Raw genomic sequence first — 18,528 nt, 5'->3', positions numbered from 1 at the left:
GCCAGTCTCGCCCACGTCGCCGACAATCGTCGGCCGCCCCTGTTCCGTCACTCTTCAGCGCTTCTCGTCCGGTACGTCCACCGCTGTGCACACAACACGCCAGACGTCCTTGGCCTCCCAGCCCGCGTCGAGCGCCTGGTGGACCGTTCGCCCGCCGAGCCCCGCCATCACATGATCACTCGCGAACGTGTCGGCGTAACCGGATCCGAAGTGATCCGTCATTCGCTGCCAGAAGACCGTCAACCGCATGCGTCCAGTATCCCGCCCCTGAGAGTGCAGCCGTGCCCGGGAGGCTTGTCGAGAACGCTTTCCGTCCTACGGTCGGTGCATGGCCGAAACCGGAGCTTCCCCACTCCCCCCGTCGCCCCCGGCACGCTCCCCGCTCTCGCGTGCCGAGACATTCATCTGGCTGACCGCACGCGTCCTTGAACAGCGCCGCTTCACCTATCACTTCCTGGACGGCTCCCCCGCGGCGGCCGACGCGGTCGAGACGTCGCTTGCCGCGTACCGCAACGAGGACGAGGGCTATGGACACGCCCTCGAACCGGACCTGCGCGGCCCGGTCAGCCAGCCCCTGCACACCGGGCACGCACTGCGCGTCCTCGACTCGATCGGGCGGTGCTCGGGTCAGCGCGTGGAGCGGGTGTGCCGCTACCTGACCGCCGTGTCCACGCCGGAAGGCGCGCTTCCGGCAGTGCATCCCAGCCAACGCGGCTATCCCTGCGCCCCGTTCATCCCCGTGGTGGACGACCCGCCGAGCGAGCTGCTGGCCACCGGACCCGTCGTCGGCCTGCTGCACCGCAACGAGGTGTGGCACGCCTGGCTGTTCCGGGCCACCGACTTCTGCTGGTCGGCCGTCGAGTCCCTGAAGACGTCCCACCCGTACGAGGTCCAGGCCGCGGTCGCCTTCCTGGACAGCGCACCCGACCGCCCGCGCGCGCGGGTCGCCGCCGACCGGCTCGGCCGCCTCGTGCGCGAGCAGCGGCTCGCGGTGCTCGATCCGGAGCGCAAGGAGGACTACCCGGTCGCGCCCGGCTACGCGCCGGACGAGCACCACTTCCCGTACGACTTCGCCAAGGCGCCCGAGTCGCTGGCGCGCTCCTGGTTCACCGACGAGGAGATGGGCCGTTCGCTCGACCACCTGGTGAGCGAGCAGCAGGAGGACGGTGGTTGGCCGATCAACTGGCGCCAGTGGGCGTCGACGATCTCCATGGAGGCACGCCCCATGGTGACCATCGACGCACTGCGCACGCTGCGCGCCTACGGGCGTCCCTTGTAGTGCCACCGTTGCCGTGCCGCGGCCCTCTGTAGTGCCGCGTTCCCCTCACTGATCCGCGTCGCGCAGGAGAAGCGCCGCGATGGCCAGAGCCGTGCCGCGCGGTGAGGACAGTTCGATGCCGGTCCACTCGGCGATCCTCGCCAGCCGGTTGTCGACCGTGTTCGGGTGCAGTCCGAGCGCCTCGGCGGTGACCCTGCGGTCCTGTTGGTGGGTCAGGTGCGTACGGAGCGTCTCCAGGAGCTCCGGCCGCTCGGCGACAGGGTCGAGGAGGGCGGCGATGAGGTGGCTGCTCTCGTTGCGCCGAGACAGGTGGTACTCGAGCAGGACGTCGTCGAGGCGGTGCAGGCCCGGTGGCAGGCCGCACGCGCGCGTGATGCGCAGGACCTCGGTCGCGGTGCGGGCCGCGTCGGGTATGAGTTCGGGGCCGTCCGCCCGCACCGCGGCCACGCGTACGGGCAGGCCGCTCGCCCGGCTCAGGTGGTGCGGCAGGTCGTCGGGCGGAGGGCAGTCCTTCGGGACGACGACCTGTCCCCCGTCGCCGTCCAGGAGGGTGAGCACGGCCGCACCGAACGTGCGGTCCAGGACGCTCTGCAGCCTGCGCAGCCGGCGGCGCACCGCGACGGGCCCCTCCGTGGGATCCGCGTCCATGCCGAGCGCGAGCACGTGGGCGGGCCCCGTGAGCCGGAGCTGGTCGAGGAGCACGTGTCCGGGCGGCACCATCCCGTCGAGCAGCCCGCGCACCAACGACCGCCGCTGCGCGTGCTGTTCGGCCTCAAGGGCGGACCGTTCGTCCAGGTACGTCTCGGCTACCGATCCGACGACGCCGGGCTGGGCGCGCAGCAGGAGGTCGACGAGTTCGACGAGGGCCGCCTCGTCGCCGGGCTGCGCCGCTTCGCGCAGCGCCCGCCACAGGACGTAGGAGCCGAGCGCGTGCGTGCGCAGCAGGAGGTGCAGCGGCATGCCCTCCTCGGCGCGCTGAGCGGCCCTCTCACGGAACAACTGGTGGCTTCCGGGCCGTTGCGCGTCCGGGTCGTCGACGTGGCGCAGGAACAGCCGTACGCCGTACCGCACGGTCGCCGCGACCTCCAGGTCCTTCACGTCGTCCGGCAGCTCCGCGTAGCCGGGCAGCTCCTCGAAGGCCTCCCGGGCCATGCGGCGCGCCAGTTCGTTGACACGCGGCTCGCAGCGCGCGGCAAGAGAACGCGCTTGCGGGGACAACGGCACGGGGCCTCCACCGACGTCGGCTACAGAGCGCTCCATTGTGACGCGTCACAGCACTGGGACAACCGGAATGTGACGTCGAGCGCTGTCCCGGCCCTCCTTGTGCGCCTTGACTCGGGGCAAGCCGAAAGCACCACCCCCACCCGGAGGAGCCGTGCCCATGACCGAGCACAACACCGCGCCCGATGCAGCCTCGCGGAAGCCGGTGGACTACGCCGACTACGCGGACCGGGTCTGGCAGGGGTCGGAGACGTTGCTTCCGCATCTCTCGGGCGCCTACACCGGGGACGAACTGGTCCGGCTGAGCCCACGGGTGGGCTTCTTCCCCGCTTTCGCCAACGTGACGGTCTTCGACACGGGTGACGGTGCGGTGCTCGTCGATTCGGGCGACTTCCGTACGGCGACGCGACTGCACACGGCGGTCAAGGGGTTCGGTACGGGACCGGTGCGCTCCGTGGTGTACACACACGGACACGTGGATCACGTCTTCGGAGTGTTCCCCTTCGACAAGGAGGCGGAGGAGACCGGCACCGCACGCCCCGAGGTGGTGGCGCACGAGGCCGTGTCCGCCCGTTTCGACCGCTACATCCGGACGGCCGGCTACAACTCGTGGATCAACAGGCGGCAGTTCGGCGTGCCCTCCCTGGAGTGGCCCACCACCTACCGCTACCCGGACACCGTCTACCGGGACCGGCTGGCGTTCCGCCGCGGCGAGCTGACTTTTGAGCTCGTCCACGCGCGCGGGGAGACCGACGACCACACCTACGTATGGGTGCCGGAGCTCAAAGCCCTGTGCACGGGCGACCTGTTCATCTGGAACACGCCGAACGCGGGCAACCCGCAGAAGGTGCAGCGCTACCCCGAGGACTGGGCGCGGGCCCTGCGCTCCATGCAGGAGCTGGGCGCGGAGCTGCTGCTGCCGGGGCACGGCGTTCCCATCATGGGCGTCGAACGCGTGAACCGCGCCCTGGATGACACCGCGCGCTTCCTGGAGTCGCTCTGCGAGCAGACGCGGGAGCTGATGAACGCGGGGCACCGGCTCGACACGGTCATCCATGAAGTGAAGGTCCCCGACGAACTCCTGTCCCGCCCGTACCTCCACCCCGCCTATGACGAGCCTGAGTTCGTCGTCCGGAACCTGTGGCGCCTGTGGGGCGGCTGGTACGACCAGAACCCGGCCCACCTCAAGCCCGCCCCGGAGGCGGCCGTCGCGGCCGAGTACACGCGCGCGGCGGGCGGCGCCGCGGCACTGGCCGAACGGGCACGGGAGTTGCTCGCGGCGGGCGACGCACGGCTCGCCTCGCACCTGGCGGAGACGGCGGCTCTGGCGGCCCCCACGGATCCCGAAGTGGCACGCACGCGTGCCGAGGTGTACGCGCAGCGGGCGGGCAGGGAGACCTCGACCATGGCGCGCGGGGTCTTCGCCTGGGCGGCCGCCGAGTCCGCCGCGGTGGCCGAAGGCACGGACGTGGCCACGGAGTTGACGCGCTCTCCCGAGGGCCGCAAGCGGGCCGGCGGTGCGATCAGCGTCGGCGTGGTCGACGACGAGGACGGATGCTGCTGATGCGCGGGGCATGGCGCACCACATGGCTGCTGCTCGCCTTCATGGTGGTGAACTTCGCGGACAAGGCGGTCCTGGGGCTCGCGGGCCCCGAGATCCGGGCGGACTTCGGCATCAGCCGCCAGGAGTTCGGCACAGCGCAGTCGGCGTTCTTCGCACTGTTCTCGGTCGCGGCCCTCGGCGTCTCGGCCCTCACGAAGCGGGTGCGTACAACGCCGTTGCTCCTGGGGCTCGCCCTGCTGTGGTCGGCGGCGCAGCTGCCGATGCTGTGGGGTGCGGCAGGCTTCGGCGCGCTGGTGGCCACCCGCGTCCTTCTGGGCGCCGCAGAGGGGCCTGCGGCGCCGGTCGCGATGCATCACGTGCACGGCTGGTTTCCGCAGCGCGAGCGGGCATTGCCGACCGCGCTGCTGCTCGTCGGCGCCGCGGCCGGGGTCGCGGTGGCCGCGCCCGCGCTGAGCTGGGTGATCACCCACTGGGGCTGGCGCTGGTCGTTCGGCGCGGTGGGTCTTGTCGGCCTTGTCTGGGCGGCGGCGTGGCTCCTGTGGGGCAAGGAGGGCCCCCTGGCCCCGAACGTCGGCAAGGAGGCGGGACAGACGCCGCAGGACGGCCTCACGGTGCCGCTGCGCCGTGTCCTGTTGTCGCCCACGTTCCTGACCGCGGCCTTCGGATCGTTCGCGGCGTACTGGTCGATGAGTGCGACGCTGACCTGGGCGCCGGACTACATGGAGAACGTCATGGGCTGGAATCTGCACCAGGCGAGCACCATGGTCGGCGCGGGAGCCGTCGCTCACGGCGCCGTCCTCCTGGTGCACGGCCTGCTGGCGCGACGCTCGGCCCTGAAGGGAACGCAGCCCCGCATCCCGGTGGGCGCGGGTGCGGGACTCCTGGTCGCCCTCTCGGGCTGCGCGACCGCCCTGTTCGCCCTGTCCGACTCGCAGGCCGTGAAGGTACCGATGATGCTGGGGCCGATGGCGCTTGCCATGGTGATGCTCACAGTCGCGGCGACGGCCTGCTCCCGTATCGCACCCCCGGTCCAACGGGGCACGGTGCTGGGCGCATTGACGTGCGTGTACGCCCTCGGGGGCATCGTCTCGCCGCTCGTCCTGGGGCGCTTGGTGGACGGCGCCGCCACCGTGTCGGCGGGCTATGAGCACGGCTGGCTGCTGACCGCTGCCCTCCTGGTGACGGGCGGTGTCCTCGCGGCCGTCTTCTGCCGCCCCGAGCGCACGGCGGGGCGGCTCGGCGTCCCTGAGACCCCGGCCGCCCTCCCCGCGCACCAGGTCACCCCGTAAGCGCCCGCACCCCCGCGGTGACCACCACGGCCACCGCGACCACCACCAGGAACGGCGCCCGCAGCACGAGCGCGACGGCCGCCGCGGCGAGCCCGGCCGCCCTGGCATCGAGGAGCAGCACGCGCCCGTCCGCGAAGGTCTGCTGGGCCGTGAGGGCGGCCAGCAGAGCGACCGGGAGCAGCGCCGAAAGACGCTTCACCACGGGCCGTTCCAGGGCGCCCGCGGGCACCAGCAGACCGATCAGTTTCACGGCGTAGCAGCCGACCGCGGTGACCGCGATGGCGATCCAGACGTTCAACGGTCTTCTCCTTGTGGTGCGTTGGGCGCCGTGCCGCGGCGGCGCCCCTCTACGTAGAGCGCGGCCGGGGCCGCGAGGGCGGCCACGAGCACCGGCATCCCTGCCGGCAGTACGGGAAGCAAGCCGAGCATTAGGACCACAGCGAGGCCGGCGACGGCCCGCTCCATGGTCGACTTCAGCATCGGCGCCAGCAGCGCCAGGAACACCGCGGGCCCGGCCGCGTCGAGACCCCAGGCATCGGTGTCACCGATGGCCTCGGCCCCCAGGGCGCCGAGCAGCGTAGTGAGGTTCCACAGCACGTACAGGGTCAGTCCTGTGACCGTGAAACCGACCCGCACGCTGCGCCGGGTCGGCTGCGCCAGCGCGACGGCCGACGTCTCGTCGATGACCCAGTGAGCGGCGAACGGCCGCACCGCGCGCGGGAGAGCGAGCAACTGGGACAGGCGCAGTCCGTAGAACGCGTTGCGCACGCCCAGGAAGAACGCTCCCGCGGCGGCCGTGAGCGGGTTGCCGCCGGCCGCGAGCGCTCCGACGAGCGCGAACTGCGACGCCCCCGTGAAGACAAGGAGGCTGAGCGCGCAGGTCTGCAGCACGCTGAGCCCACTCCCCGCCGAGGTCACTCCAAAGGCGAATCCGGAAAGGCCTACTGCGACGCCGACGCCGAGCGCGTCACGGACGACGGCGGAGTCCGGCTTGTCTACCTCGCCGACCTGCCCCGACTCGGACGCGGGCTCGGACTCGAGCAAGAGCCCGGTCGATTGCTCAGGCTCGGGCTCGGGAGGGCCGGCCTCTGCTCTACGTATGTCTGTGGGTGTTGTCTTGTCTGCCACGCCTCGCACGGTACGAGGAGGGGCGGTTCCTGTTCTTGTACGTTCTTGCGCTCGCGCTGGTACGCGCCCGGCGGCACCCCGACGATCCGGGTGAAGTGCCGGTTCAGGTGCGGCTGGTCGGAGAAGCCGAGGGCCACGGCGGCATCGGCGGGCGGCGTCCCCGCCTCCAGGAGCCGCCGTGCCACGCGCACCCGCGCATTGGTGAGCCAGGTGTGCGGCGGCATCCCGTACGCGTCGCGAAAGGCCCGCAGCAGCGCGAAGGGGCTGGTGCCGAGCTCGGCCGCGAGGGCTTCCAGGGACGGCGGGTCCGCCAGACGCTCTTCGAGGACTTCGCGCGCGCGGTCCGCGGCCGTGGCCCCCGCGGACTGCCGGGGCCGCGCGGCGAAGGAGGCCCCGTGCGCCCGGAGCAGCCGGGCGAGCACGATCCTGAGGAGGCTGTCGGCAGCCAGCGCGTTGCCCTGCTCCGCCGCCCTGTGCACCTCGTTGATCATCTGCGAGGCCTGTGGGTCGGTGACGATCTGCTCACCGAAGACCGTGGTGCCGCCCCCGGTGCCGGTCTCCGCGGCGATCTCGGCGATGACGTCGGCGGAGGGGTAGAGCGTGGCGTACGCCCAGCCGTCCGGGTCGCCCGCCCGCGCCGTGTGCGCCACCTCCGGATTGAGCATGACGACGGTCCCGGGGCCCGCGTTCAAGGTCCCGTCGGGCAGGCCGATGGCCTCGACGCCCCGCGTGACCGCACCGATCACGAAGCCGTCGTGGCTGTGGCGCGGGAAGGTGTGCCGGACGTAGCGGGCCCGCAGCAGGTCGAGCCCCGGCAGCCGCTCATAGCGCCAGTGCCGTGCCCATTCGTCCTTCCCCGCTGTCCGTGCCATGGCCCCATTCTGCGTCAGGCCACCCGCGACGAACCACCAGTTTCCGCAGGTCACCGCCATTGTCAGTGGCGGGGTGCAGGATGGGGGCATGGTCAGGTCCAGGCAGGAGGCCCACAGCGCCTCGCAAGCCCTCAGCGGCTTCTCCCCCGCGACCCGCGGTTGGTTCACGGGGGCCTTCTCCGCGCCCACAGCCGCGCAGGCCGGTGCGTGGAAGGCGATCGGCGAGGGTTCGGACGTGCTGGTCGTCGCGCCGACCGGATCGGGCAAGACGCTCGCCGCGTTCCTCGCAGCGCTCGACCAGCTCGCGTCGACACCCCCGCCGGCCGACCCGAAGAAGCGCTGCCGGGTCCTGTATGTGTCGCCGATGAAGGCCCTCGCGGTGGACGTGGAGCGCAATCTGCGCAGCCCGCTCACCGGTATCCGCCAGGAAGCCGTCCGCCTGGGCCTGCCCGAGCCCGAGGTGAAGGTCGGCGTCCGCTCCGGCGACACCCCGCCCGCCGAGCGCCGCGCGCTCGCCACACGCCCGCCGGACATCCTCATCACGACGCCGGAGTCGCTGTTCCTGATGCTGACGTCGGCCACGCGCGACGCGCTGGCGGGCATCGACACGGTGATCCTCGACGAGGTGCACGCGGTGGCGGGCACCAAGCGCGGCGCCCACCTGGCCCTCTCCCTGGAGCGGCTCGACGAGCTGCTGCCCCGCCCGGCCCGCCGCATCGGCCTGTCCGCGACGGTCCGGCCGGTCGACGAGGTGGCGCGCTATCTCTCGCCGCAGCGCCGGGTGGAGGTCGTCCAGCCGCCGTCCGGCAAGGAGTTCGACCTGTCGGTGGTCGTCCCCGTGGAGGATCTCGGCGAGCTCGGCGGCTCCCCGGTGGCCGATTCCGACCAGGGAGCCGAGCGCCCCTCGATCTGGCCCTCCGTGGAGGAGAGGATCACGGACCTGATCGAGGCCCATCGCTCGACGATCGTGTTCGCCAACTCCCGCCGCCTCGCCGAGCGGTTGTGCAACCGCCTGAATGAGATCGCCTACGAGCGCGCCACCGGCGAGCCCCTTCCCGAGGACCACTCCCCGGCCGAGTTGATGGCGGAATCGGGCGCCGCGAAGGGCGCTCCCCCCGTCATCGCGCGTGCCCACCACGGCTCGGTCTCAAAGGAGCAGCGTGCGCAGGTCGAGGAGGACCTGAAGGCGGGCCGGCTTCCCGCCGTGGTCGCCACATCGAGCCTGGAGCTGGGCATCGACATGGGCGCGGTCGACCTCGTCGTCCAGGTGGAGTCGCCCCCGTCCGTCGCGTCGGGCCTACAGCGCGTGGGCCGTGCGGGCCACCAGGTGGGCGCGGTTTCCACGGGGGTCGTGTTCCCGAAGTACCGCGGTGACCTGGTGCAGTCGGCGGTCGTGACCGAGCGCATGCGTTCGGGCGCCATCGAATCCCTGCGCCTCCCGGCGAACCCGCTGGATGTGCTCGCCCAGCAGTTGGTCGCGATGACGGCCTTGGACACCTGGCAGGCCGACGACCTGCTGGCGCTGGTCCGCCGCGCCGCCCCGTTCGCCTCGCTGCCCGAGTCGGCGTTCACGGGCGTGCTCGACATGCTGGCGGGCCGCTACCCCTCCGACGCCTTCGCCGAGCTGCGACCGCGCGTCGTCTGGGACCGCGTCGCCGGCACCGTCACGGGCCGCCCCGGAGCGCAGCGCCTCGCCGTCACGTCCGGAGGCACGATCCCCGACCGCGGTCTCTTCGGAGTCTTCCTCGCGGGAGCCGACCCCAAGAAGGGCGGCGGCCGCGTCGGAGAGCTCGACGAGGAGATGGTCTACGAGTCCCGGGTCGGGGACGTGTTCACGCTCGGTACCAGCTCCTGGCGCATCGAGGACATCACCCGCGACCGCGTCCTCGTCTCGCCCGCCCCCGGGGTCCCCGGCCGGCTCCCGTTCTGGAAGGGCGACCAGCTGGGCCGCCCGCTCGAACTGGGGCGTGCGCTGGGCGCGTTCCTGCGCGAGGTCGGCTCCCAGAAGCCCGACGACGCGCGCGTGCGCCTCACGTCGGCGGGACTCGACGAGTGGGCCGCGAACAACGTCCTCTCGTATCTCGCCGAGCAGCGCGAGGCCTGCGGCCACATCCCCGACGACCGCACGATCGTGGTCGAGCGGTTCCGGGACGAGCTGGGTGACTGGCGGGTCGTCGTCCACTCCCCGTTCGGCGCCCAGGTGCACGCTCCGTGGGCGCTGGCCCTCGGCGCCCGGCTCAGCGAGAAGTACGGCATGGACGCCCAGGTGATGCACGCCGACGACGGCATCGTGCTGCGCCTCCCGGACGCCGACCTGATGGGCCTGGACCTCCTCGACCAGGAACCCGCCAAGCCCGGCATGGAGTACGACGACGGGCAGGCCCCCATCGGAGCGGCCGACGTCGCCTTCGACAAGGGTGATGTGGACCAGATCGTCACCGACCAGGTGGGCGGCTCCGCCCTGTTCGCCTCGCGCTTTCGAGAGTGCGCCGCCCGCGCGCTGCTGCTGCCCCGCCGGAACCCCGGCAAGCGCACCCCACTGTGGCAGCAGCGCCAGCGCGCGTCCCAACTGCTCCAGGTGGCATCTGAGTTCGGCTCCTTTCCCATCGTCCTTGAAGCGATCCGCGAGTGCCTCCAGGACGTCTTCGACGTACCGGGCCTCGCCGAGCTGATGGGCGACATCGAGTCCCGCAAGGTCCGCCTCGTCGAGGTCACCACCCCGGAGGCCTCCCCCTTCGCCCGCTCGCTGCTGTTCGGTTACGTGGCGCAGTTCCTGTACGAGGGCGACTCCCCGCTGGCCGAGCGCCGCGCGGCCGCGCTGTCCCTGGACTCCCGCCTGCTCGCCGAACTCCTCGGCCAGGCCGAGCTGCGCGAGCTGCTCGACGCGGACGTTCTTGCCGACCTGGAGCAGGAGTTGCAGTGGCGCACGGAGGACCGTCGCGTCAAGGACGAGGAAGGCATCGCGGACCTGCTGCGCATCCTCGGGCCGCTCACGGACGAGGAGTTGGCCGAGCGGGGCGCCGAGCCCAGCTGGGCCGAGCGCCTGGCGGTCGCCCGGCGCGCCATCCGGGTACGGATCTCGGGCACCGAGCACTGGGCGGCGATCGAGGACGCGGGCCGCCTGCGCGACGCCCTGGGCACGGCGCTTCCGGTCGGCGTCCCCGAAGCCTTCACGGAGCCGGTCAAGGACCCGCTCGGCGACCTCCTGGCCCGCTATGCCCGCACACACGGCCCGTTCACCTCCACACAGGCGGCTGCCCGCTTCGGCCTCGGCGCCGCGGTCACGGAGGGCGCGCTCCAGCGCATGGGCGCCGATGGCCGAGTCGTCCAGGGCGAGTTCCACCCGGCGGGCATCGGCCAGGAGTGGTGCGATGCCACGGTCCTGCGCAGGCTGCGCCGCCGCTCGCTGGCCGCGCTGCGTCATGAGCTGGAGCCGGTGCCGCCCGCGGCGCTCGCCCAGTTCCTGCCCCAGTGGCAGCACGTGGGCGGGCACGGCCTGCGCGGCGTCGACGGCCTGGTCCGGGCGGTCGAACAGCTCCAGGGCGCCTCGGTGCCCGCCTCCGCCCTGGAGAAGCTCGTCCTGCCCTCGCGCGTCTCCGGCTACGCGCCCGCGCTCCTCGACGAGCTCACGGCGTCCGGAGAGGTCCTGTGGGCCGGTGCGGGCTCGCTGCCCGGCAAGGACGGCTGGGTCAGCCTCTATCTCGCCGACACGGCCCCGCTCCTCCTCCCACCCCCGCACCCCTTGGAGCTCACTCCGCTCCACCAGTCGGTCCTGGACGCGCTCTCCGGCGGCTACGGCCTGTTCTTCCGCCAGATCGCCGACCAGGTCCGCGCCGCCTCCAGCCCTCAAGGTCTTGAGGGTCAGAGAGGCGCCCCCTTCGAGGTCACCGATCCCCAGCTGGCCGACGCCCTCTGGGAGCTGGCCTGGTCGGGCCGTCTCACGAACGACACGCTGGCCCCGATGCGCGCCGTCCTCGGCTCCGGCCGCACCGCGGGCTCCACCGCGCACCGGGCCCGCAGAGCCGTGCCGCGCGGCCGCTACGGAGGCCTCACCGCGGGGGCCCGGCCCACGTCACGCACCGGTCCGCCCACGGTCGCGGGCCGCTGGTCGCTGCTGCCCGGCCTGGAACCCGACCCGACCGTGCGCGCCCACACCCTGGCCCGCACGCTCCTCGACCGCCACGGGGTGGTCACCCGGGGCGCGGTGGCCGCCGAAGGCGTCGAGGGCGGGTTCTCGGCGACGTACCGGATTCTGTCCGTCTTCGAGGAGAGCGGTCAGGCACGGCGTGGCTACGTGGTGGAGGGCCTCGGCGCGGCCCAGTTCGCGATGGACGGCGCCGTGGACCGCCTGCGCGCGGCGGCGAACGCGCAGGAGCGGGCCGCGCCCCCGGATCCGTACGCCCCGGTCGACGCCCCCACAGGCAAGGGCAGGACCACCGCGCCCCGCGCCCTCGTCCTCGCGGCGGCCGATCCGGCCAACGCGTACGGGGCCGCTCTGCCCTGGCCCGATCCCCCCACCGGCCCGGGCCAGAAACCCGGGCACAAACCGGGCCGCAAGGCGGGCTCCCTGGTGGTCCTGGTCGACGGCGAGCTGACGCTGTACATGGAGCGCGGCGGCAAGACCCTTCTGGCCTGGTCCGCGTCCGACCTGGCCCGCGCCACCCCGGCCCACGCCACGCCCGCCCCCGAAGCGACCGGCACCGCGACCGGAGGAGCGCGCCCCGCGAGCCCCGTCCTCACCCCCGCCCAAGTCGCTGAGGACCCGCGCGTGCCCGCCGCCGCGCAGGCGCTCACCGAGGCGGCCCGCTCCGGCGCCCTCGGCACCATCACGGTCGAGCGCGTCAACGCGGAATCCGCGCTCACCTCCCCGTACGCCCCTCTCCTGGAAGGAGCCGGATTCCACGCGACACCGCGCGGCCTGCGCCTGCGCGCGTGAGGCAGCACGCCCCCACGCCGCAGCCAAGCCCGCACCTCGCGCCCCTGAAGACCGCTGCCGCCGTCCCGCTTCGCAGCGCGCGCCTGGACGCCGCCCTACTCTGGACGCCATGCCCGAAGGAGACACGGTCGCGCAGGCGGCGAAGCGGCTGCACAGCGCCCTCGCGGGCCAGGTACTCACCCGCTCCGACCTGCGTGTCCCCCGATACGCCACAGCAGATCTCACCGGGCGCACGGTCCTGGACGTCACCCCGCGCGGCAAGCATCTGCTGACCCGGATCGAGGGCGGCCTCACCCTCCACTCGCACCTGCGGATGGACGGCTCGTGGAAGGTCTACGCGCCGGGCGAGCGCTGGCGCGGCGGTCCGGCCCACCAGATCCGCGCGATCCTCGGCACCGAGACCCGCACCGCGGTCGGCTACCGGCTGCCGGTCCTGGAACTGCTGCGCACCACCGAGGAGTTCAAGGCCGTCGGCCACCTCGGCCCCGACCTCCTCGGCCCGGACTGGGACCCGGACACCGCGCTGCGCAACGTCCTCGGCGAGCCGACCCGCCCCCTCGGCGAGGCCCTCCTCGACCAGCGCAACCTCGCCGGCATCGGGAACATCTACAAGTCCGAGCTCTGCTTCCTCCTGCGCGTCACCCCGTGGCTCCCGGTCGGCGAACTGCCCGCCGAGACCGCCGACCGCCTCACGCTCCTCGCCAAGAAGCTGCTCGAGGCCAACCGCGACCGCCCGGCACGCGTCACCACGGGCCGCCCCCGCCCCGACGAACGCCTCTACGTCTACGGCCGCTCCCACCGCCCCTGCCTGCGCTGCCGCACCCCCATCCGCACGGCCGACCAGGGCGACGGCTCCCGCGAACGCCCGACGTACTGGTGCCCGCACTGCCAACAGGGCCCGGCCCCCACGTCGTAGCCACCCCCGCACACCACCCCCGAGCGCCATCCGCAAAACCCACCGACAAAGCCGCCAAACACAACGACCGCACGGCAATTGACGCCCCGTCAGACAACCTCGTACGGTCCCTCCATGCCCCTCACTGCGTACGACCTCACCGGACGCACCGCATTCGTCACCGGCGCGGCGAGCGGCATCGGCCGCGCGTCGGCGACGCTCCTCGCGCAGGCGGGAGCCACCGTCCACTGCGCGGACCGCGACGCACAAGGCCTGCACGAGACGGCGGCCCTCATCAAGGAGAGCGGCGGGACGGCCCACACGCATACCGTCGACGTGTCCGACCACGCCCAGATCGCGGAAGCCGTCGCGAGCGCGACCCGCACCTCGGGCGGCCTCGACATCATGGCCGCCATCGCCGGAGTGATGCACAACAGCACGGTCCTGGAGACCCGCGAAGAGGACCTGGACCGCGTCCTCGCCATCAACTTCAAGGGCGTTCTGTACGCGTGCCAGGAAGCGGCCCGCACCATGATCGCGGCCGGCACCCGCGGCAGCATCGTCACCATGGCCTCCGGCGCGGTCGACACCGGCGGCCCGGGGCTCCTCTGCTACGGCGCGGCGAAGGCCGCCGTCGTCCAGCTCACGAAGACGCTCGCCACGGAGATCGGCTCGCACGGCATCCGCGTCAACGCGGTGGCGCCGGGGTGGATCCGTACGCCGATGACGAACCGCCACGACGAGACCGCTCAGGCCCACACCGAGGCCCTGATGGTGCGCATGTCACCGCTCGGCCGGGTCGGCGAGGCGGAGGACATCGCGCACGCGGTGCTGCACCTCGCCTCGGACGCCGCATCGTTCACGACGGGCCAGATCCTCCGCCCGAACGGGGGCGTCGCCATGCCCTGGTGACCTGCCGCCACACCGCGCCGGTGACCTCGCGCCCGGCGCGCACGGCCCGTGTCCGCACGCGCCGCGCGCCGTGCCGCCCGGGCGCCCCGGCCACGCCGGCCGCCCGCGCCTTCGGCAGTGCGTGCACCGGCAGCAGGCTCAGCCCCCAGCCTCCAACGACGAGCGTGCCTTCGAACACCCCGGCGCCCGGCGCGAAGGCGAGCCGCAGGGCGCCCCACCACCACAGCGCCCCGCACACGACCGCCGGCGCCCACCGGAGCATCCGCCACCCAGCCCATGCCACCGACCGCTCACCTCCGCCCGACGACCTCCGGGACCACGGACCACGACCACGCCCAATCTGCCCCGAGCCGCCGACGCCACGCCCAGGAGCACACGCGGCACGCGGGACACTCGGGACACACGTGGCGCGCGCGACACCGAGGTGCCGGGACTCTCAGCCTTCTCAGCCCCGGTTCTCCGCCTGGAACATCCAGTGATGTTTCTCCAGGTCGGCAGTGATCCCGATGAAGATGTCCTGGCTCACAGGATCCGCTTCACCGGTCGAGTCCACCCGCGCGCGCATCCGCGCGATGACCGCGCCGAGCGCGTCCACGAGCGTCCCCACCGCGTCCGTGTCCTTCACCCAGCCGTCGGGGGCCACTCCCACGCCACTGGTGTCCGCCACGGTCTTCGCACGGCCGTCCGGCGGGACGCCCAGCGTCGAGGCCCGCTCGGCCACCGTGTCGGAGTGCTGCCGCGCGGTGTCCACGACCTCGTCGAGCTGAAGGTGCACCGACCGGAACCGCGGACCGACCACGTTCCAGTGCACCTGCTTCGCCACGAGGGACAGGTCCACCAGATCCACGAGCGCACCCTGCAGCGCCTCACCCACGATCTTCAGGTCGGCATCGGGCAGCGGGCTCTTCACGACGTCCATGCGTCACCTCCGTATAGAAATCCCCATCAACCATGGCACACATGGACTATTACGGACACATCGAGACCGCCCTCGCTCAGGCACACCGAACTCAGGCAACCCCGAACCTCACACACACCGAACCTCACACACACCGAACTCACGCACCCCGAAGACACTCACCCCGAAAGCGCACAGCAGAAAGCCCCGGCCGATCCTCTCGGCCGGGGCTTCCCCACGTTCAAACTGGGCTCAGACACTGAGCGCAGGCGCTACGCCGCTACGACGTCCACAGCCTCCGCAGGCGCCTTGATCGTCACCCGTTCCGGCGGGACGCCGGCCACGGAGACGGAATTGAGCCTCGGACGAACCGGTGCGGGCACCGGCTCCGACGGGACCGCTGCTGCCGACTCAGCCAGCTCGGCGAGAGCGAGCTCATCGCTCACCTCGCGCATCAGCTCGGACATCCGTACGTCAAGCGCGTCGCAGATCGCGGAGAGCAGCTCGGAGGAAGCCTCCTTCTGCCCCCGCTCCACCTCGGAGAGATAGCCGAGCGAAACTCGGGCGGACGAGGAGACTTCGCGCAGAGTACGGGCCTGGCGCTGGCGCTGCCGACGCAGCACGTCACCCAGCAGGCGACGGAGCAGAATCATCGGTGGCTCCCTCCTCGGACCGCGTAGCCGCATCCTTCACGCCCCACCGTACCGCCTCGTGCCGCGGCCGTGCGGGGAGCGATGTCGTGTTCACTCAGGGCTGCAAACATCAAAACCCCCCGTTCTGTTCCGTATCCTGTGCCCGCGCTTTCTCCGTACGTTCGCCGGAATCCGCTCCGACCAGCTCTTCGACGAGCAGTCCGAGCACGCTCCGTACACTCTCCATACGGATTTCCGTCCGACCGCCGTTCAATCGCAGGGCGGCCACTTTGTGGCTACCAGCGAAATCGGCCGCACCTGCGGAATGATCAGATCCGGGCCCGGCCGCGGCCACGTACACGGTCCCGACCGGCTGCCCGTCCTGCGGCTCCGGCCCCGCTACGCCGGTCGTGGCGACACCCCAGTCCGCGCCCAGCGCCTCCCGCACCCCGGCCGCCATGGCCAGCGCGACCTCGGGATGCACGGGCCCGTGCGCGGCCAGCAGGTCCGCGTCGACGCCGAGCAGCTGGTGCTTGAGCTCGGTCGCGTACGCCGTGACGGAGCCGCGGAAGGCCTTGGACGCACCCGGCACCGACACGAGCTCCGCGGCCACCAGTCCCCCGGTGAGCGACTCCGCGACAGCGAGGGTCTCCCCCCGCTCCGCCAACAGGCGCAGCGCCTCGGATGCCTCGTACGTCACTTCTCGGCAGCCCCCGCGGACGCCTGCGCGGCCGCCTTCGCCTCGGCGAGCCCCGCGCGGCGCAGCACGACGGCCTGCCGCACATAGTCGAGCCCGGTCAGCACGGTGAGCGCGACGGCGACCGCCATCATCCACCAGCGCAGCGTCGCGAGCGGCCCGGTCAGCGCCAGGATGTACATGCCCACGGCCGTGCCCTGCGCGAGCGTTTTCACCTTGCCGCCGCGACTGGCCGGAATGACCCCGTAGCGAATGACGATGAAACGCAGCAGCGTGATCCCGAGCTCGCGCCCGAGAATGACGCCGGTCACCCACCACGGGAGATCACCGAGTGACGAGAGACAGATCAGCGCGGCGCCCATGATCGCTTTGTCGGCGATGGGGTCGGCGATCTTTCCGAAATCGGTAACCAGGTTGTATGAACGCGCCAAATGCCCGTCAAAAACATCCGTGATCATGGCAACGGCGAACGCCGCCCACGCCCAGGCCCGCCACGCCGGGTCGTACCCGCCGTCGGCCAGCATGAGCGCCACGAAGCCCGGCACCAGAAGGAGCCGGATCATGGTCAGGATGTTCGCGATGTTCCACAGGCTCGCCTGATGGACGGCCGCGGTACCCAGCGTGCTTCCGGGCGACGGCCTGCCGGTCCCGCCCGCAGCGGACGCCGGGACTCCGGTCATCTGTCCGCCTCCTCAGCGATCTCCAGCGGCTCGGCCACGAGGTCGACACCTTCGGTGCCGACCACCTTCGCCTCGACCATACGGCCGATTGTCAGACCGGCGCCGCTCGTGAGGCGCACCTGCCCGTCGGTCTCGGGTGCCTGGTGGGCACCGCGTCCGACGACGCCTTCCTCCTCGTCGACGGACTCGACGAGCACCTGCACGGTCTCACCCACGCGCTCCTCCGCGCGCTGCGACACCAGCTGCTCGGCGAGCCGGGACAGGCGCGCGAGGCGCTGCGCGACGACGTCCTCGTCGAGCTTGTTCTCGTACGTCGCCGCTTCCGTGCCCTCCTCGTCGGAGTAGCCGAAGACACCGATGGCGTCCAGGCGCGCGCCGTTCAGGAAGCGCTCCAGCTCCACGTAGTCCGCCTCGGTCTCGCCGGGGAAGCCCACGATGAAGTTCGACCGGACACCCGCCTGCGGCGCCTTGGCCCGAATGGTGTCGAGCAGCTCCAGGAACCTGTCCGTGTCACCGAAGCGCCGCATCGCGCGCAGCACGCCGGGCGCCGAGTGCTGGAAGGAGAGGTCGAAGTACGGGACGACCTTCTCGGTCCCCGTCAGTACGTCGATCAGGCCCGGCCGCATCTCGGCGGGCTGCAGGTAGCTGACCCGCACCCGCTCGATCCCGTCGACCCCGGCCAGCTCGGGCAGCAGCGACTCCAGGAGCCGGATGTCGCCCAGGTCCTTGCCGTACGACGTGTTGTTCTCGGAGACCAGCATGATCTCCTTGACGCCCTGCTCGGCGAGCCAGCGCGTCTCGTTCAGTACGTCGCTGGGGCGGCGCGAGATGAACGAACCACGGAACGACGGGATGGCGCAGAACGAGCACCGCCGGTCGCACCCGGAGGCCAGCTTCACGGACGCCACAGGGGTGCCGTCCAGTCGGCGCCGCAGCGGCGCACGCGGGCCGGACGCGGGCGCGAGGCCGTCGGGCAGATCGACAGGCGGCGCCACCGGGGCGTGCCCCGGCAGAGCGATCCCTGAGCCCGCCTCCTGGCGCTCGGCCGGGCTGATCGGCAGCAGCTTGCGGCGGTCACGCGGGGCGTGCGCCTCCACGTTGCCCCCGGACAGGATCGTCTGGAGGCGGCCGGAGATGTCTTCGTAGTCGTCGAAACCGAGCACGCCGTCGGCCTCGGGCAGCGCCTCGGCGAGGTCCTTGCCGTAGCGCTCGGCCATGCAGCCGACCGCGACCACCGCCTGCGTTCTGCCATGACCCTTGAGGTCATTGGCTTCAAGGAGGGCGTCGACGGAGTCCTTCTTCGCGGCCTCCACGAAGCCACAGGTATTCACGACGGCGACATCGGCTGCGTCGGCGTCCTCGACGAGCTCCCAGCCGTCCGCCTCCAAGCGGCCTGCGAGCTCCTCCGAGTCCACCTCGTTACGGGCGCAGCCAAGGGTGACAAGTGCGACGGTACGGCGTTCGGGCATGGAATCAAGACTACTTCGTCCGACTGACAGCCCTAGCCGCGAGGGGTTACCGCCGG

Annotated in this window: 17 protein-coding genes; 6 read left to right on the top strand and 11 right to left on the bottom strand. The window is 72.1% G+C overall.

Annotated elements, in window-relative coordinates:
• Positions 1 to 54: 54 nt before the first annotated feature.
• A complete protein-coding gene (locus ACFYWS_RS13375; protein ID WP_389274221.1) occupies positions 55 to 249 on the bottom strand; it encodes a DUF3046 domain-containing protein in 195 nt (64 codons plus the stop codon).
• 79 nt (positions 250 to 328) lie between these two features.
• On the opposite strand from ACFYWS_RS13375, the gene ACFYWS_RS13370 reads away from it, so the two are divergent.
• Entirely contained in the window at positions 329 to 1,279 is a 951-nt protein-coding gene (locus tag ACFYWS_RS13370) for a hypothetical protein (RefSeq protein WP_389274218.1), read from the top strand.
• A 45-nt stretch (positions 1,280 to 1,324) separates the two neighbouring features.
• Here the strand turns inward: ACFYWS_RS13370 and ACFYWS_RS13365 are convergent, their stop codons facing one another.
• Positions 1,325 to 2,503 carry a PucR family transcriptional regulator gene (locus ACFYWS_RS13365; RefSeq protein WP_389274215.1) on the bottom strand — a complete coding sequence of 393 codons (1,179 nt, stop codon included), beginning with the start codon at positions 2,501 to 2,503 and terminating at the stop codon, positions 1,325 to 1,327.
• A gap of 157 nt (positions 2,504 to 2,660) precedes the next feature.
• Here ACFYWS_RS13365 and ACFYWS_RS13360 point away from each other — a divergent pair, with 157 nt between their 5' ends.
• The gene (locus tag ACFYWS_RS13360) at positions 2,661 to 4,064 is read left to right on the top strand and encodes an alkyl sulfatase dimerization domain-containing protein (protein WP_389274212.1); all 1,404 of its coding nucleotides are present in this window, start codon (positions 2,661 to 2,663) and stop codon (positions 4,062 to 4,064) included.
• Positions 4,055 to 5,353 carry an MFS transporter gene (locus ACFYWS_RS13355; protein ID WP_389274209.1) on the top strand — a complete coding sequence of 433 codons (1,299 nt, stop codon included), beginning with the start codon at positions 4,055 to 4,057 and terminating at the stop codon, positions 5,351 to 5,353. Before ACFYWS_RS13360 ends, ACFYWS_RS13355 begins: the two co-directional genes overlap by 10 nt.
• Here the strand turns inward: ACFYWS_RS13355 and ACFYWS_RS13350 are convergent.
• From ACFYWS_RS13350 to ACFYWS_RS13340, 3 genes are read right to left on the bottom strand one after another with little or no spacing between them, the layout of a single operon-like run.
• Positions 5,343 to 5,651, bottom strand: a complete 309-nt coding sequence (locus ACFYWS_RS13350) for an AzlD domain-containing protein (RefSeq protein WP_389274206.1) — start codon at positions 5,649 to 5,651, stop codon at positions 5,343 to 5,345. The two genes, ACFYWS_RS13355 and ACFYWS_RS13350, sit on opposite strands and share 11 nt — an antisense overlap.
• Positions 5,648 to 6,397 (bottom strand): AzlC family ABC transporter permease, encoded by a 750-nt coding sequence (locus ACFYWS_RS13345; RefSeq protein WP_389274203.1) that lies wholly within the window; start codon positions 6,395 to 6,397, stop codon positions 5,648 to 5,650. The genes ACFYWS_RS13350 and ACFYWS_RS13345 overlap by 4 nt, the downstream gene beginning before the upstream one ends.
• The gene (locus ACFYWS_RS13340) at positions 6,349 to 7,353 is read right to left on the bottom strand and encodes an AraC family ligand binding domain-containing protein (RefSeq protein ID WP_389274200.1); all 1,005 of its coding nucleotides are present in this window, start codon (positions 7,351 to 7,353) and stop codon (positions 6,349 to 6,351) included. Before ACFYWS_RS13340 ends, ACFYWS_RS13345 begins: the two co-directional genes overlap by 49 nt.
• An 88-nt stretch (positions 7,354 to 7,441) precedes the next feature.
• On the opposite strand from ACFYWS_RS13340, the gene ACFYWS_RS13335 reads away from it, so the two are divergent.
• The 3 genes from ACFYWS_RS13335 to ACFYWS_RS13325 all read left to right on the top strand — a co-directional run bounded on the left by ACFYWS_RS13335 (position 7,442) and on the right by ACFYWS_RS13325 (position 14,096).
• Positions 7,442 to 12,289, top strand: coding sequence for an ATP-dependent helicase (locus ACFYWS_RS13335; protein WP_389274197.1), 4,848 nt, complete (start codon positions 7,442 to 7,444; stop codon positions 12,287 to 12,289).
• Between the two features lie 109 nt (positions 12,290 to 12,398).
• Positions 12,399 to 13,205, top strand: a complete 807-nt coding sequence (locus tag ACFYWS_RS13330) for an Fpg/Nei family DNA glycosylase (protein ID WP_389274194.1) — start codon at positions 12,399 to 12,401, stop codon at positions 13,203 to 13,205.
• 114 nt (positions 13,206 to 13,319) lie between these two features.
• Complete coding sequence (locus ACFYWS_RS13325) at positions 13,320 to 14,096, top strand: SDR family NAD(P)-dependent oxidoreductase (protein WP_389274191.1); 777 nt, start codon at positions 13,320 to 13,322, stop codon at positions 14,094 to 14,096.
• On the opposite strand, the gene ACFYWS_RS13320 is transcribed toward ACFYWS_RS13325, so the two are convergent.
• From ACFYWS_RS13320 to rimO, 6 genes are all read right to left on the bottom strand, one after another.
• Positions 14,044 to 14,358: a hypothetical protein gene (locus ACFYWS_RS13320; protein ID WP_389275641.1), complete on the bottom strand. Its 315-nt coding sequence runs from the start codon at positions 14,356 to 14,358 to the stop codon at positions 14,044 to 14,046. The two genes, ACFYWS_RS13325 and ACFYWS_RS13320, sit on opposite strands and share 53 nt — an antisense overlap.
• Before the next feature lie 183 nt (positions 14,359 to 14,541).
• The gene (locus ACFYWS_RS13315; protein ID WP_389274188.1) at positions 14,542 to 15,015 is read right to left on the bottom strand and encodes a Dps family protein; all 474 of its coding nucleotides are present in this window, start codon (positions 15,013 to 15,015) and stop codon (positions 14,542 to 14,544) included.
• A 251-nt stretch (positions 15,016 to 15,266) separates the two neighbouring features.
• Positions 15,267 to 15,647: a helix-turn-helix domain-containing protein gene (locus ACFYWS_RS13310; protein WP_389274185.1), complete on the bottom strand. Its 381-nt coding sequence runs from the start codon at positions 15,645 to 15,647 to the stop codon at positions 15,267 to 15,269.
• A 109-nt stretch (positions 15,648 to 15,756) separates the two neighbouring features.
• The gene (locus tag ACFYWS_RS13305) at positions 15,757 to 16,326 is read right to left on the bottom strand and encodes a CinA family protein (protein WP_389274182.1); all 570 of its coding nucleotides are present in this window, start codon (positions 16,324 to 16,326) and stop codon (positions 15,757 to 15,759) included.
• On the bottom strand, positions 16,323 to 17,003 hold the full coding sequence (gene pgsA / locus ACFYWS_RS13300) for a CDP-diacylglycerol--glycerol-3-phosphate 3-phosphatidyltransferase (RefSeq protein WP_389274179.1): 681 nt from the start codon (positions 17,001 to 17,003) through the stop codon (positions 16,323 to 16,325). Before pgsA ends, ACFYWS_RS13305 begins: the two co-directional genes overlap by 4 nt.
• Positions 17,000 to 18,472, bottom strand: a complete 1,473-nt coding sequence (rimO, locus tag ACFYWS_RS13295) for a 30S ribosomal protein S12 methylthiotransferase RimO (RefSeq protein WP_389274176.1) — start codon at positions 18,470 to 18,472, stop codon at positions 17,000 to 17,002. Before rimO ends, pgsA begins: the two co-directional genes overlap by 4 nt.
• Positions 18,473 to 18,528 lie beyond the last annotated feature (56 nt).

Source organism: Streptomyces sp. NPDC002795 (genome assembly GCF_042888725.1).
Classification (GTDB): Bacteria; Actinomycetota; Actinomycetes; order Streptomycetales; family Streptomycetaceae; genus Streptomyces.
This window is presented reverse-complemented; position numbering and strand designations above follow the sequence as displayed.